Source organism: Pseudolabrys sp. (genome assembly GCF_050250095.1).
Classification (GTDB): Bacteria; Pseudomonadota; Alphaproteobacteria; order Rhizobiales; family Xanthobacteraceae; genus Pseudolabrys.
In genome coordinates this window covers 920,247-934,434 of sequence record NZ_JBFWPH010000001.1, presented here as the reverse complement: position 1 = coordinate 934,434, position 14,188 = coordinate 920,247, and the positions used below count along the sequence as shown (strand labels likewise).

12 protein-coding genes are annotated in these 14,188 nt (G+C 65.6%); 4 read left to right on the top strand and 8 right to left on the bottom strand.

All coding sequences use genetic code 11. The features are described from left to right. Position 1: 1 nt before the first annotated feature. The 5 genes from ppx to AB7F10_RS04610 form a co-directional block, all read right to left on the bottom strand. Entirely contained in the window at positions 2–1,579 is a 1,578-nt protein-coding gene (gene ppx / locus AB7F10_RS04630; protein ID WP_428557447.1) for an exopolyphosphatase, read from the bottom strand. After that, positions 1,518–3,728 (bottom strand): RNA degradosome polyphosphate kinase, encoded by a 2,211-nt coding sequence (locus AB7F10_RS04625; protein WP_428557448.1) that lies wholly within the window; start codon positions 3,726–3,728, stop codon positions 1,518–1,520. Before AB7F10_RS04625 ends, ppx begins: the two co-directional genes overlap by 62 nt. A gap of 83 nt (positions 3,729–3,811) precedes the next feature. Continuing rightward, complete coding sequence (locus AB7F10_RS04620) at positions 3,812–4,501, bottom strand: HdaA/DnaA family protein (protein ID WP_428557449.1); 690 nt, start codon at positions 4,499–4,501, stop codon at positions 3,812–3,814. Between the two features lie 5 nt (positions 4,502–4,506). Beyond that, positions 4,507–5,637, bottom strand: a complete 1,131-nt coding sequence (locus AB7F10_RS04615; RefSeq protein WP_428557450.1) for an AI-2E family transporter — start codon at positions 5,635–5,637, stop codon at positions 4,507–4,509. 56 nt (positions 5,638–5,693) lie between these two features. Further along, positions 5,694–6,239 carry a CDP-alcohol phosphatidyltransferase family protein gene (locus AB7F10_RS04610; protein WP_428557451.1) on the bottom strand — a complete coding sequence of 182 codons (546 nt, stop codon included), beginning with the start codon at positions 6,237–6,239 and terminating at the stop codon, positions 5,694–5,696. A 147-nt stretch (positions 6,240–6,386) separates the two neighbouring features. Between AB7F10_RS04610 and purM the strand changes: the two genes are divergently transcribed. From purM to AB7F10_RS04595, 3 genes are all read left to right on the top strand, one after another. Then, positions 6,387–7,457, top strand: a complete 1,071-nt coding sequence (gene purM / locus AB7F10_RS04605; RefSeq protein ID WP_428557452.1) for a phosphoribosylformylglycinamidine cyclo-ligase — start codon at positions 6,387–6,389, stop codon at positions 7,455–7,457. A gap of 29 nt (positions 7,458–7,486) precedes the next feature. Beyond that, positions 7,487–8,074, top strand: coding sequence for a phosphoribosylglycinamide formyltransferase (gene purN / locus AB7F10_RS04600; protein ID WP_428557453.1), 588 nt, complete (start codon positions 7,487–7,489; stop codon positions 8,072–8,074). Positions 8,075–8,188: 114 nt separating this feature from the next. After that, a complete protein-coding gene (locus AB7F10_RS04595; protein WP_428557454.1) occupies positions 8,189–8,635 on the top strand; it encodes a DoxX family protein in 447 nt (148 codons plus the stop codon). Positions 8,636–8,676: 41 nt separating this feature from the next. Here the strand turns inward: AB7F10_RS04595 and AB7F10_RS04590 are convergent, their stop codons facing one another. The 3 genes from AB7F10_RS04590 to ndk form a co-directional block, all read right to left on the bottom strand. Beyond that, on the bottom strand, positions 8,677–10,776 hold the full coding sequence (locus tag AB7F10_RS04590) for a molybdopterin-containing oxidoreductase family protein (protein ID WP_428557455.1): 2,100 nt from the start codon (positions 10,774–10,776) through the stop codon (positions 8,677–8,679). A 21-nt stretch (positions 10,777–10,797) separates the two neighbouring features. Continuing rightward, complete coding sequence (locus tag AB7F10_RS04585) at positions 10,798–11,571, bottom strand: TerC family protein (protein WP_428557456.1); 774 nt, start codon at positions 11,569–11,571, stop codon at positions 10,798–10,800. A gap of 142 nt (positions 11,572–11,713) precedes the next feature. Continuing rightward, the gene (ndk, locus tag AB7F10_RS04580) at positions 11,714–12,136 is read right to left on the bottom strand and encodes a nucleoside-diphosphate kinase (protein WP_428557457.1); all 423 of its coding nucleotides are present in this window, start codon (positions 12,134–12,136) and stop codon (positions 11,714–11,716) included. 158 nt (positions 12,137–12,294) lie between these two features. On the opposite strand from ndk, the gene AB7F10_RS04575 reads away from it, so the two are divergent. Then, positions 12,295–14,187 carry an ABC-F family ATP-binding cassette domain-containing protein gene (locus tag AB7F10_RS04575; protein ID WP_428557458.1) on the top strand — a complete coding sequence of 631 codons (1,893 nt, stop codon included), beginning with the start codon at positions 12,295–12,297 and terminating at the stop codon, positions 14,185–14,187. Position 14,188: the final 1 nt, after the last annotated feature.

The window sequence follows — 14,188 nt, the reverse complement described above, 5'->3', positions numbered from 1 at the left end:
CCTATTCGCCGATCATCGGCTCGCGGCCGATCAGCCGCGCGAGCTGCCGCAGCCTGCTGGCCACGCGGTCGCTGGCAAGCTTGGCATAGGGACCGGGCAGCCGCAGCACCAGCTTGCCGCGGGACACGGCCATCGGCGTCTTCAACAGCACGCCGCCCTCGCCCGCGGTCAGCAGATAGGCGACCCGCATCACCGCGCCGAGCACGCGGGCGCGGTCGAGCATCCGCGTGGTCGCAAGCTCGCGAAGGCGTGGCGACAGATCTTCCTCGCCGAGCCCCATGTGACGGAAGAACACTGTCAGCGCGAGGAAGGCCCGTCCCGGATGATCGATGCCGACAAAGGCGCCATGCGCGATGATGTTCATCGACTGCTCGCCACGATAATCGGGATGCGCACGCCAGCTGACGTCCGCAAGCAGACAGGCCGCATGGCGCAACCGGATTTCTTCCGCCGACTCGTCGAGACCGGACGAGGCAAAGAATTTGTCCGTCCACTTGATCAGCTCTTCGCCATGCAGCGGCGAGCGGGAGCGCAGCAGGTTCAATTCGGACGCCGCCGACAGCAGCGGATCGCGCTTCTGATCCTTCGCCTTGAGTTGCGAGTAAAGCAGCCCTTCGCGGACGCCCATCACGGAGATCACCACGTCACGGGGTTCGATCGCCCGCACGAGGTTTTCCAGCACCAGCGCCGCATAGGCCAGCAACGGACGCCGCGCCGCGTTGACGACGTCGATCTGCGACAGCGTCTCGGTGTCGACCCGGTGCACCAGCCGCGCAAATTCGAGCGCCTCGCGCGCCGAGATGCGATAGTTGTGCATGACATGGAACGGATAGCCGGTCTGCCACATGTGCAGCCGTGCCAGTGCGCGCCAGGTTCCGCCGACCGCGTAGAAGGTCCGGCCGCGCCCGCGCTTGAGAAGATCGACCTTGCCGATCGCCTGCTCGACGATCCGCTCGGCCTTCTTCACCGAACGGCCGGTCAGGTCCTGTAGCGCGAGGCCACCAAGCGGCAGCGTGAGCCCCGAGCGAAACCGCCGTCCGGAAATCTCCACCAGTTCGAGCGAGCCGCCGCCAAGGTCGCCGACGATGCCGTCCGGCTCATGGATGCCGGAGATCACGCCGAGCGCGGTCAGCTGCGCCTCGCGGCTGCCGGACAGGACCGAGATTTTGGTGCGGCAGATTTTCTCGGCCCGCGCGATGAATGCCGCGCCGTTGCGCGCGTCGCGGCAGGCGGCCGTCGCGATCGCCCACACTTTGCGCACATGCAGCGTGTCGCACAGCGCGCGGAACCGCGTCAGGGCGCCGATCGCCTTCTCGATAGCGTCGGCGGCCAGCAGCCCGGTCGACTGCACCTCGCGGCCGAGGCCGGCCAGCACTTTTTCGTTGAAAACCGGGGTCGGGCTGCGGACCAGCCCCTCGTAGATCACGAGACGGATCGAGTTCGAGCCGATATCGATGACGGCGACAAGCGGGCCGTGATCGAGCCGTCCCTGCGCGGAAGCGACCTTCGCCCTGCGCCTACGCGCTTTCGAGGCGCCGGATGAGGCTGCGCGGCTGCGATTCCTTGAGCGATTTGCCACGACCCGACAGGCTCGGATTGGTCATAAAGTAGTTGTGGGCGTTGAACGGTTCCTCGCCCGGTTCCGCCTTTATGCGCACAGAACTGCCGTCGGGCAAGAGGTCCCAGCTCTGCTCGTTATCGTTGAAATTCGCCACCATGATCTGCCCAAGAACCTGCTCGTGCACCGTCGGATTGAGAATCGGGCACAGCACCTCGACGCGGCGGTCGAGGTTACGCGGCATCATGTCGGCCGACGAGATGTAGACGCGCGCGGCCGGGTGCGGCAGCGCGTGACCGTTGCCGAAACAGTAGATACGGCCGTGTTCGAGAAAACGGCCGATGATCGATTTCACTCGGATGTTGTCCGAGAGACCCGGCACGCCGGGCCGCAGGCAGCAGATGCCGCGCACGACGAGATCGATCTCGACGCCGGCACGCGAGGCGCCATAAAGCGCGTCGATGATGTGAGGATCGACCAGCGCGTTCATCTTCATCCAGATCGCGGCCGGCTTGCCCGCTTTCGCGTTCGCCACCTCTTCCTCGATATGCTCCATGATCCGGCTGCGCAAATTGATCGGCGATACCGCGAGGCGCTTGAGCTCGTCGGGTTCCGCATAGCCGGTGATGTAGTTGAATACGCAGGCGGCGTCGTGCGCGATATCGGGGTCCGCCGTGAAATAGGACAGGTCGGTGTAGATGCGCGCCGTCACGGGGTGATAATTGCCGGTGCCCGCGTGAACATAGGTCGTCAGCGATCCGCCCTCCCGGCGTACCACCAATGACAGCTTGGCGTGCGTCTTCAGTTCGATGAAGCCGAATACGACCTGCGCGCCGGCACGTTCGAGATCGCGCGCCCAGCGAATATTGGCTTCCTCGTCGAACCGCGCCTTGAGTTCGACCAGCGCGGTCACCGACTTGCCGGCCTCCGCCGCCTCGACCAGCGCCTTGACGATGGGCGATTCCGCGGACGTCCGGTACAGCGTCTGCTTGATGGCGACCACATTGGGATCGCGCGCGGCCTGTTGCAGAAACTGCACCACCACGTCGAACGACTCGTAAGGATGATGGACGACCAGATCCTTCTGCCGGATCGCGGCAAAGCAGTCGCCGCCGTGGTCGCGGATGCGTTCCGGGTAGCGCGGATTGTACGGAACGAATTCGAGGTCGGGCCGGTCGAGCTGCGTCAGCTGCGACAACTCGTTGAGCGCCAGCACGCCGTCGACGAGGAAAACCTCGTCGTCCTGCACGGCAAACGCGCCCTGCACGAAGCGCCGCAGGTCCGCCGGCATGTCGGCCGTCATTTCGAGACGGATCGCCGAACCGCGGCGGCGGCGCTTCAGCGCCGTCTCGAACAGGCGGACGAGATCCTCGGCCTCTTCCTCGATTTCAAGGTCGGAGTCGCGGATGATGCGGAACGCGCCCTGCCCCTTCACGGCATAGCCGGGGAACAGCCGCGCGATGAACAGTGTCGTCGCCTGCTCCAGCGCGATGATGCGGATCGTCTGGTCCTGATCGTTCGGCAGCCGGATGAAACGCTCGATCTTCTGCGGCATGCGGATCAGCGCGTTCATCGCCTTGCCGTCCGGCTTGCGGGCAAGCTGGAGCGCCAGCGAGAAGCCGAGATTGGGAATGAACGGAAACGGATGCGCGGGGTCGATCGCGAGCGGCGTCAGCAGCGGAAAGATGCGCTGAAGGAAATGGTCCTCGAGCCAGCCGCGATCCGCCTTGCTCAGGTCCTTGACGTCGACGAGCACCACGCCGGCTTCGGCGAGCGCAGGCCGCAATTCGAGCCAGCGCTGCTGCTGGTCGCGCGCCAGTGCGGCAACCGCCTCGGTCAATTTGGCAAGCTGCTCGTGCGGCGTCAGGCCGTCGGGGCTGCGTTCGGTAATGCCCTCGCGGGTCTGCCCCTTGAGGCCCGCAACGCGCACCATGAAGAACTCGTCGAGATTGTTCGCCGAGATCGACAAAAACCGGACGCGCTCGAGCAGCGGGTGATTTTCGTTTTGCGCTTCTTCCAGAACGCGCCGGTTGAAGTGCAGCCAGGACAGTTCCCGGTTGATGAAACGCTCCGGACGCTCCGCGATCGACGGCTCAACCGATGAGAGCGCGGCCGGCGGTGTCGTCGGGGCAGCTTCGGGACGGGTTGCGGGTTTCTGACGCTGGCTCATGGACGGAAATGAATACGCGAGGCCGCACACTGTCCGGCTTTTGTGACAATGCCATGACGTATCACAAAACCCTGAATCTTGTCCTATCGCGGCGTTTCGTCGCGAAACAGCTCTGCCGCCAGCGCCCGCGTCACCGGCCGCTTTTGCTGCATGGCGGCATGATCGAGCCGCGCGATCGCCTGCTGGATGCCGGCGAACGAACGCTCCAGCCGGACGATCAGATAGTTAACCACGCTGTCGTCGAGGTCGAGTTGCCGGTCGGCCGCCAGCTTGATGAGCAGCGCCCGCAACAGCTTCTCGTCCGGCCGCGCCAGGCCGACGACCGGCAAGGCCCGCAGCCGCGACGCCAGATCGGGCGTCTGCAGCGCCCATCCGGCCGGCAGCGAGCGCGCCGTGATGAGCAGAGAGGCCCGCTCCTCGCGGACCAGATTGAGCAGATGGAACAGCGCATGTTCGTCGAACCTGTCGCCGGGTTCCAGATTTTCGATCACCAGCGCACCCGGCGAGAGCAAATCCGGCAAATCGGCTTTGCCGAGCGCAGCCGCCGCGAGGCCGCGCGCGCCGGAGCGCGCCGCCCAGATCGCAGCCAGATGCGATTTGCCGGATCCCTCCGGCCCGACCACGACGACAGCGCGGTCCGGCCAGTCCGGCCAGCGGTCGATCAGCGCGAGCGCCGCGGCATTTGCCTCGCCGCGAATGAAATCCTCGCGCGCAAAACTCGCGTCATGGCCGAGATCGAGCACGAGCTGGCGCTGCGCGGCGCTCGCCGACATACCCATTACTCCGCGCGGGTGCCGGTATAGAGGCTGCTGTCGAGGTAGCGCCGCAATGCAAAGCGGACCAGCACGCCGATGGTGGCGGCAAGCGGTACCGCAACCAGCAAGCCGACAAAGCCAAGCAGGTAACCGAAGGCGAGCAGCGCGAAGATCAGCCACACCGGATGCAGGCCGACGCTGTCGCCGACCAGTTTCGGCGAGAGGATATTGCCCTCGATGAACTGACCGACGAGGAAAATGCCGAGCACGACGACGATCCAGGTCCATTCCGGCCAGAACTGCGCGATGGCGACGGCGAGCGACAGGAACAGTCCGGTCATCGAGCCGACATAGGGAATGAAGGTGATGAGGCCGGAGACGAGGCCGATCAGCAGGCCGAAGTTCAGCCCGGCGAGCGACAGCGCGACCGCATAGAACGAGCCGAGGATCAGGCACACGGCGGACTGGCCGCGCACGAAACCGGCGATCGCACGATCGACCTCGCCGGCAAGTTGGCGGACGGTGTCGCGATGGTGCACCGGTATCCAGGAGTCGACCTTGGCCACCATGCGATGCCAGTCGTAGACGAGATAGAAGCTGACCACCGGCGTGATGACGATCAGCGAGAACAGCGACACTAGCGAGCGTCCGCCCGACCACAACGATTTCAGGAACGTCGTCACCCAGCCGACGCCCTGCCCGACCAGATCGGAAATCGACTTGTTGGCTTCGAACCCCTCGCCGAGGAATTTCTTGAGCCAAGGAAGTTGCGGATCGCTGACAAAGGTCTGGATCAACTGCTGCAGCCGCGCGACGTAGTTCGGAACGTTGCTGATGAATGCGCCGAGCTGGCCGCCGAGCACCGGCGCGATCAGCAGGATCAGGATGACGAAGACCAGCACCATCAACGTGATCATGAGAAGCGCGGCGACGAGCCGCGGCACGCCCAGTCGCTGGAGGCGGTCGGTTAGCGGGGTCAGAAGATAAGCGATGGCAAAGCCGACCACGAAGGGAAGCAGAATATCGGCGAGCAGCCAGAGCAGCAGAACGATGACGACGAAGGTCGCGAGCCAGAACAACGCCTGACGTTCGATCGCTGCTGCGCTGATCGAGGGAGTCTTCGGGCGTGGCTTGGTCGGACTCACTGACTTCACTCACTCGCTCGTGTTCACTCGCTAGCGTTGACCGGCCTGAAGCCGGCTGCCTCGGCTTATTTGCCGGCGGCAACCGAGTTCATGTGCCGGACCCACTCGGCCAGATAGGCCGCAACCGACAGCAGCGTCGTCACGGCGACCACGACCATCATCGCGGTGATGGCCGCCTCGGCGCGGAACGAAAAGCCGAGCGCGGCAAGCACCAGGCAGGCGAAGGCAATCTGGGCCACTGTATTGAGCTTCGACACCAGCAGCGGCTTTACCTTCAGGGGGCTGCCGATCAGCCACGACAGCATGACCGCGCCGACGATCATGATGTCACGGGACACCACCAAAATAACCAGCCAGCGCGGGATCGTCCCGGCAATCCCCAGGGTCACGTAAATCGAGACAATCAGCGCCTTGTCGGCCAGCGGGTCGAGATAGGCGCCAAGCTCGGAGGTCATGTTGAAGCGCTTGGCGAGGTAGCCGTCGACCGCATCGCTAAGGCCCGCGACCAGAAACAGGCTGAAAGCCAGCAGCATTTCGCCCGCGGCAATAGCCCATACCACCACGGGCACCAGCAGAATCCGGCCCAGCGTAATCAGATTTGGAATACTCAACGTCGGCGCCCCGGATCGCCTCTTCCACGCAGATTGCCGCCCGCCCGGAGGCGACCGTCAAGTGACAGAGTTGAGTATAGCGGCCGGCGCGGCATTGCGCATGCTGCGATTCCGCCGTACGACCCCCCGGCGAATGGGGAACAAAGGATGGCCGACCGGAAACAGGGCCTGACTTACGCGCAGGCCGGGGTCGATATCGATGCCGGTAACCGCATGGTCGACCTGATCAAGCCGCTGGTCCGGGCGACCGCCCGGCGCGGCGCCGACGCCGAAATCGGCGGTTTCGGCGGCCTGTTCGACCTCAAGCGCGCCGGCTTCACCGATCCGGTGCTGGTGGCCGCGACCGACGGCGTCGGCACCAAGGTCAAGATTGCGATCGAGACCGGCCGCCATGCCACCATCGGCATCGATCTCGTCGCCATGTCGGTCAACGATCTGGTGGTTCAAGGTGCCGAGCCCCTCTTTTTCCTCGACTACTTCGCCTGCGGCAAGCTCGACCCCGCGATGGGCGCCGCCGTCGTCGAGGGCATCGCGGCCGGCTGCCGTGACGCCGGCTGCGCGCTGATCGGCGGCGAGACCGCGGAAATGCCGGGCGTCTATCACGGCGGCGACTACGACCTCGCGGGATTCGCCGTCGGCGCGGCCGAGCGCGGCGAGTTGCTGCCGAAGCCGGACATCGGCGCAGGTGACGTGCTGATCGGACTTGCCTCCTCCGGCGTCCACTCGAACGGCTATTCGCTTGTGCGCAAGGTCGTCGAGAAATCCGGCCTCGCCTGGGACGCGCCCGCGCCGTTTGCAAAAGCCGTTTCGCTCGGCGAAGCGATGCTGACGCCGACCCGCATCTACGTGAAGTCGTGCCTCGCCGCGATCCGCGGCACCAAGGCGGTGAAGGCGCTCTGTCACATCACCGGCGGCGGATTTCCGGACAACATTCCGCGCGTGCTGCCGGACGGCTGCGGCGCGCGCGTCGATCTCGCCAAGGTTCAGGCGCTGCCGGTGTTCAAATGGCTCGCGCGTGAAGGCGGCATCGCGCAGAACGAGATGCTGCGCACCTTCAACTGCGGCGTCGGCATGATCGTCGTCGCGGCGGCGAAGGATGCCGAAACGGTGCGCAAGGCCTTCGAAGCCGCCGGCGAAACAGCGGCCATTATCGGCGAGGTCACCGCTTCCGCCGCCGAGCCGCGCGTCGCCTATACGGGCCAGCTCGATCTTTCGTGACAGGTTTAGGTGCAAAACTTGGATCAACGATGAGCCGCAAGCGCGTCGCCGTTCTGATCTCGGGTCGCGGCTCCAATATGACCGCGCTGATTGCAGCTGCCAAACGGGCGGACTATCCCGCCGAGATCGCGCTGGTCGTTTCCAACCGTCCCGATGCCGGCGGACTTGCCACCGCGCAACACGAAGGCATTGCGACAGAAGTCGTCGACCACAAACCGTTCGGCAAGGATCGCGCCGCATTCGAGAACGCGATCCAGGCGGTTCTCGAGCGTCACCGCATCGATATCGTCTGCCTCGCCGGCTTCATGCGGATTCTCACCGGCGATTTCGTCAACCGCTGGTACGGCCGCATGCTCAACATCCATCCCGCTCTGCTGCCCGCCTTCAAGGGCCTCGACACCCACCGGCGCGCACTTGACGCCGGCGTGGCCGAGCATGGCGCAACGGTGCATCTCGTGGTCCCCGATATGGATTCAGGGCCGATTCTCCTTCAGGGCTCCGTCATTGTGCGGCCGGGCGACACGGAGACCGACCTTGCTGCCCGGGTGCTGGCGGTCGAGCACCGGATCTATCCGGAAGCCTTGAAAATGCTGGCGGAAGGCCGCTTCGCGCCATGAATTGTCCACCGGCCGCCGTTCACAAACGCGTGCCCTGAATTGTTCCAGCCCGGCAGGTGGTAATAATCGGGGTTGCCGCCACCGCCGGGTGGGGCTCAACACATGAGGTTTGCGATGAACGGGGGCGGAACGAGACTGATCTTCCCGGGCCTGTCCGGGTTTTACGCGTCGATGGAGCCTGTCGCCTACGCGATCATGCGCGTTGTGTTCGGCTGGATCATGATCATGCACGGCTGGCCGAAGTGGACGCGCGGCGCCGAAGCGATCGGCAACGCCTTCGCCAACAATTACGGTCTGCCGCGCGGCCTCGCCTATCTCGCCATCTTCTTCGAGGTGGTCGGCGGTGCAGCGCTCATCCTCGGCCTGTTCACCCGCTTCTTCGCCTCCGCGCTCGCGATCGAACTGCTGATCGCGATGTTCGCCGCGCACTGGGCGAAAGGCTTCTCCGTCGGCGGCGGCGGCTACGAATACGTGATGTTCCTCGGCTTCGTCTGCTTCTTCATCGCGATCCGCGGCGGCGGCATCTATTCACTCGACGCCAAGATCGGCAAGGAGCTTTGAGAGCTTCGAGGCTGTGACGACGCGCCGGGCGGACTTCGGGGTCAGGCCCGGCGCACCCACACCTTGTTGTCGTGGAAGGCCGCGCCGCCGTAAGGCGCGGATGCGTCTGCGCCAGTCAGCGTGTTGATGCCCTTGCCGTCCGGATAGGCCTCGTTCGGCCAGATCGATTCCGCAATCAGCACGCCACGCCGCACGCCGTCGAACAGGCGTAGATGTAGGCGCACCTCGCCACGCCGGTTGCCGAGCACGACCGCATCGCCGTCGGACAACCCAAGCTTCGCCGCGTCGTCGGGATGCATCATCACATCCGGCCGCCCCTCCTTCGCGCGCGCGGTCGGCGTCTCGTTGAAGGTGCTGTTAAGGAAGCTGCGCGCCGGCGAGGTCGCGAGGCGGAACGGATGTTCGGCATCCGCTTCCTCGATCACCGTCCAGTGATCCGGCAGAACCGGCATCGCGTCGATCGGCCCGTCGCGCACCATCGAGCGGAACGGCACGTTCGGCCAGTCCGGCTTGAAACGGAATTTCTTGTCGGGCCAGGCGAAGCCGTCGAGATAATGCGACTGCTCGAATGACGGCTGGCAGTCGATCCAGCGTACCACCTCAAGTCCCTCGATCGTTCCCCAGCCTGAGTTCTGCAGCGTCCAGTCGATCAACTCGCGCACGGTCATGTCGAAGCCCGGATGCGAGGCGCCGACGCGCGCGGCCAGTCCGCAGATCACCTCGTGGTTCGAACGGCACTCCCCCGGCGGCTCGACCAGCTTCGGACCGAGCTGAATATATTGGTGCCCGCCACCCTGATAGATATCGTCGTGCTCGAGAAACGTCGTCGCCGGCAGCACGAGATCGGCCACCTGCGCCGTCTCGGTCATGAACTGCTCGTGCACGCAGGTGAACAGATCCCCACGCGCGAAACCGCGCTTCACCACCGTCTGATCCGGCGCAACCGACACCGGATTGGTGTTCTGGATCAGCAAGGCCATGACCGGCGGGCCGCCGCGCAAGGCCTCCGGGTCGCCGGTCAGGATCGGGCCGATCCGCGACTGGTCGAGCATCCGCACCGACGGATCGCGAGCATCGAGTCCCTCGATCATCGTCTTGTTCCAGTGGTAGATGTCGGCGCTGTTGTGAAACGCGCCGCCGCCTTCGTACTGCCATGCGCCGGTGACGGTCGGGATGCAGCAGGCCGCGTGCATGTTGGCCGCGCCGTTACGCGAGCGCGAAAAGCCGTAGCCGAGCCGGAAATAGGCGCGCTTGCGCTCCCCGATCAGCCGCGCGAACTCCTCGATGGTTTCGACCGGCGCGCCGGTGATCGCCGAAGCCCACTGCGGATTGCGGCTGCGCAAATGGGCCTCAAGCTCGCGCGGCGCGTCGCTGTAGCGGTCGAGATAGTCCCAGTCCGCCTTGCCGTCTCGGAACAGACAATGCATCACCGCGCAAGCCAACGCGCCATCCGTGCCGGGCCGCACCAACACCGGCAGATCGGCCTGCTCCATCGTACCGTTCATGTAGACGTCGACCGCCGCGATCTTCGCGCCGCGTTCTTTGCGCGCGCGGATCGCGTGCGTCATCACGTTGACCTGCGTGTTGACCGGGTTGGTGCCCCAGATCACCACGAGGTCGGACTTCGCCATCTCGCGCGGATCGGGTCCGGCGACGCGGCCGGTGCCGGCGGCATAGCCGGTATAGGACAGCGTGACGCAAATGGTGGAATGGAAGCCGGAATAACGCTTAGCGTGACGCAAACGGTTCATGCCGTCGCGCATCACGAGGCCCATCGTGCCGGCGTAATAGTACGGCCACACCGCCTCGGAACCGTATTGCCGCTCGGCGGCAAGGAATTTCTCGGCGACGAGATCGAGCGCGTCGTCCCACGAGATCGGCGCGAAGCCGCCTCCGCCCTTTTCGCCGCGCCGTATCAGCGGCGTCAGTACGCGGCCGGGATGGTGCTCTCGCTCGGCATAGCGCGCGACTTTTCCGCAAATCACGCCGGCGGTGTAGTCGTTGTCGCGCGCGCCGCGGATGCGGCCGATGGTGCGCTCGTCGAGGATTTCGACGTCGAGCGCGCAGGTCGACGGGCAGTCATGCGGGCAAGCCGAATGGCCGATGCGAACGGACTTGGTGTCCCGGACGGCCCGGTTCATGGCTCCTCCGCTGCCGCGGCGTCAAACCTCGCTATGCGCCGCGCGGCGTCTCCGCAACATCCACCAGCCGAACAGCACGACGAACAGTGCGCCTGCCACTGCGGCAAGATTGACCGTCAGCGGACCGAGGTGGAAGTGATGGATCGCCTCGATCGCCCCCGGCGACAGCACATGGGACAGGATATTGTCCTTCACCATGATGTCGCCCGCAACCCAGCCGAGCAGCGCGCCACCGGCCCAGACCAGGATCGGATAGCGTTCGAGCACGGCCATCAGCATGGCGCTGCCGGCGACGATCAGCGGAACGCTGGTCGCCAGGCCGAAAATGATGAGCGTGGTTTTGATCGCCGCCGCATGGGCGAGATCGACCCGCGCCGCCGCGGTCTCGGCCGACGCCGCGATCGCGATCACGTTGTCGAGGCTCATGACGATATCGGCGATGGCGACGATGCGCACCGCGCGCCACAGCGTTTCGGCGGCTTCGACCTTCTCGCCGCCCTCTTCCTCCGGGACGACAAGCTTGACCGCAACCCACAGCAGCAGGAGGCCGCCGACGAATTTCAGCGCCGGATACTCCATCGCCTGCGACACGACCAGCGTGAAGATGACGCGCAACAGCACCGCGACGCCGGCGCCGAGGATCATGCCCCAGAGCCGCTGCTTCGGCGGCAGATGCATGCAGGCGAGCGCGATCACGACCGCATTGTCGCCGGACAGGATGACGTTGACGCCAATGATCTGGCCGGCCGCGATCCAGAACGGCACGTTGAACAAGTCATTCAGCAGAAAGTCCACCGCCCGTTCCTTTCCCGCGGCCGTTGTTGCGCGGCCATTCTATCGTGCGACGCGGCCCTTCGGCCGCATCGAGCGTTTCCTACCCAAATGTAACGGCCGGACAAGCCGCCTGACCAGCGGCTTAAGGCCCTTTTGCACGCCGTTAGCCGGCGATGTCGTTATCCGAGAAGAACTGCGCGATCTCGCGCGCCGCCGTATCCGGCGCATCCGAGCCGTGCACGGAATTTTCGCCGATCGACTTGGCGTGCACCTTGCGAATGGTGCCGGCCGCCGCCTTCGACGGATCGGTCGCGCCCATGATCTCGCGGTACTTGGCGATGGCGTTGTCGCCTTCGAGCACCTGCACGACGACCGGGCCGGAAATCATGAAGTCGACGAGTTCGCCGAAAAACGGGCGTTCGCGATGAACGCCGTAAAACCGCTCGGCCTGCTCGCGCGTGATCTTGACGCGGCGCTGGCCGATGATGCGCAGGCCGGCCTGCTCGATCATGGCGTTGATTGCGCCGGTGAGGTTCCGCGCGGTGGCGTCCGGCTTGATGATGGAGAAGGTACGCTCGATGGCCATCGACTTTGATCCCTGCATCGCAAATTTGTGTGACGTGTCGCGGGCTTATAGCGGCGCGGCCGCGGGGCGGCAAGCCGGACGGGCGGACCGGACGCCCGATCCGAACGCCAGTTCCGAGTGTCTTGCATCGCACCAAGGCTTCGGCCAGAACGGCACGCATGCTGACCATCGACGACCTGACCGTGCGCGTCGCCGGCCGCGCGCTTATCGAGCGCGGCTCCGCGCAGATTCCGCCCGGCTCCCGGGTCGGGCTGGTCGGCCGCAACGGCAGCGGCAAGACGACACTGTTTGGCGTCGTCGCCGGCGACACCGCGTCCGAACAGGGCCGCATCACCATGCCGGCGCGCTGGCGGATCGGCCGGCTCGCCCAGGAAGCGCCGGGCGGGCCGGAACCGCTGATCGATGTCGTGCTGCGCGCCGACACCGAGCGCACCGCCCTGCTCGCCGAAGCCGACACCGCAGCCGATCCGCACCGCATTGCCGAGATCCAGACCCGCCTTGCCGATATCGGCGCCTACGCCGCCCCGGCGCGCGCGGCCGCGATCCTGTCCGGTCTGGGATTTTCGCACGACGACCAGCGCCGCGCCTGTTCCGAATTCTCCGGCGGCTGGCGGATGCGGGTGGCGCTCGCGTCCGTGCTGTTCGCGCAGCCCGACCTGTTGCTGCTCGACGAGCCGACCAACTACCTCGATCTTGAAGGCACGCTGTGGCTGCAGGAGCATCTCGCGCGTTATCCGCATACGATGATCGTCATCAGCCATGATCGCGATCTGCTCGACACGTCGGTGAACCACATCCTCGCGCTCGAGAACCGCAAGCTGACACTGTATCGCGGCGGCTATACCGCCTTTGAAAAGGCGCGCAACGAGCGCATCGCGCTCGACCAGAAGCTCGTCAAGAAACAGGACGCGCAGCGCAAGCATCTGCAGGCCTTCGTCGACCGCTTCCGCGCCAAGGCGACCAAAGCCCGTCAGGCGCAGTCGCGGCTCAAGATGCTGGCGAAACTGCAACCCATCGCGGTCGATGCCATCGAGGAGGTGCGGCCGATCGCGATCCCCTCGCCCGACAAGCAGTTGTCGCCGCCGATCATCGCCCTCGACGGCGTTTCCGCCGGCTACGAGCCGGACCGGCCAGTGCTGCGCAACCTGACCCTGCGCGTCGACGACGACGATCGCATCGCGCTGATCGGCGCCAACGGCAACGGCAAATCGACGCTGGTGAAGGTGATCGCCGGCCGTCTTGCGGCGATGTCCGGCGGCATCACACGCGCCGACAAGATTCGCATCGCCTATTTCGCTCAGCATCAGCTCGATGAACTCGAGCCCGGCGGCACGCCCTACACGCATGTCCGCAAGCTGATGCCGGACGCAAGCGAAGCCTCGGTTCGCGCGCGCGCAGGGTCGATCGGATTTTCCGGCGCCGCCGCAGACACCACCGTCAATCGCCTCTCGGGCGGCGAGAAGGCGCGGCTGCTGATGGGGCTCGCGACCTTCGAAGGCCCGCACCTCCTCATTCTCGACGAGCCGACCAACCATCTCGACATCGACAGCCGTTCGGCGCTGATCGAGGCGATCAACGATTTCTCCGGCGCGGTTGTTCTTGTCTCGCACGACCGGCATCTGCTCGACGCCTGCGCCGACCGGCTGTGGCTGGTGGCCGACCGCACGGTCCGCGCCTTCGACGGCGACCTCGACGACTACCGGCGCGACGTGCTCACCGAGCGCAGCCAGGATGGCGGGAAACGCGACGATACGAAAACGCCGGCCGGCCGCGACCGCGCCGACATCCGCCGCGCCGCGGCAGCAAAGCGCGCCGAAACCGCGCCGCTGCGCCAGCGCGTCACCGCCGCCGAAGCGAAGATGAAAACGCTCACGCAGGCGATCGAGACAATTGACGGTGCGCTCGCGAACGGTGCGCTGTTCGCCAAAGATCCGGCGAAAGCCGCGCAGCTTGCGAAGGACCGCGCGGCACATGCCACGGCGCTGGCGCAAACCGAGGACGAATGGCTGACGGCGAGCGCCGACTACGAAGCGGCGAACGCCGACGGTTAGC

Coding starts and splice junctions, on each gene's coding strand:
- AB7F10_RS04625 (WP_428557448.1), bottom strand. CDS start 3,728: ATGAGCCAGCGTCAGAAACCCGCAACCCGTCCCGAAGCTGCCCCGACG.
- AB7F10_RS04620 (WP_428557449.1), bottom strand. CDS start 4,501: ATGTCGGCGAGCGCCGCGCAGCGCCAGCTCGTGCTCGATCTCGGCCAT.
- purM (WP_428557452.1), top strand. CDS start 6,387: ATGGCCGACCGGAAACAGGGCCTGACTTACGCGCAGGCCGGGGTCGAT.
- purN (WP_428557453.1), top strand. CDS start 7,487: ATGAGCCGCAAGCGCGTCGCCGTTCTGATCTCGGGTCGCGGCTCCAAT.
- AB7F10_RS04595 (WP_428557454.1), top strand. CDS start 8,189: ATGAACGGGGGCGGAACGAGACTGATCTTCCCGGGCCTGTCCGGGTTT.
- AB7F10_RS04590 (WP_428557455.1), bottom strand. CDS start 10,776: ATGAACCGGGCCGTCCGGGACACCAAGTCCGTTCGCATCGGCCATTCG.
- ndk (WP_428557457.1), bottom strand. CDS start 12,136: ATGGCCATCGAGCGTACCTTCTCCATCATCAAGCCGGACGCCACCGCG.
- AB7F10_RS04575 (WP_428557458.1), top strand. CDS start 12,295: ATGCTGACCATCGACGACCTGACCGTGCGCGTCGCCGGCCGCGCGCTT.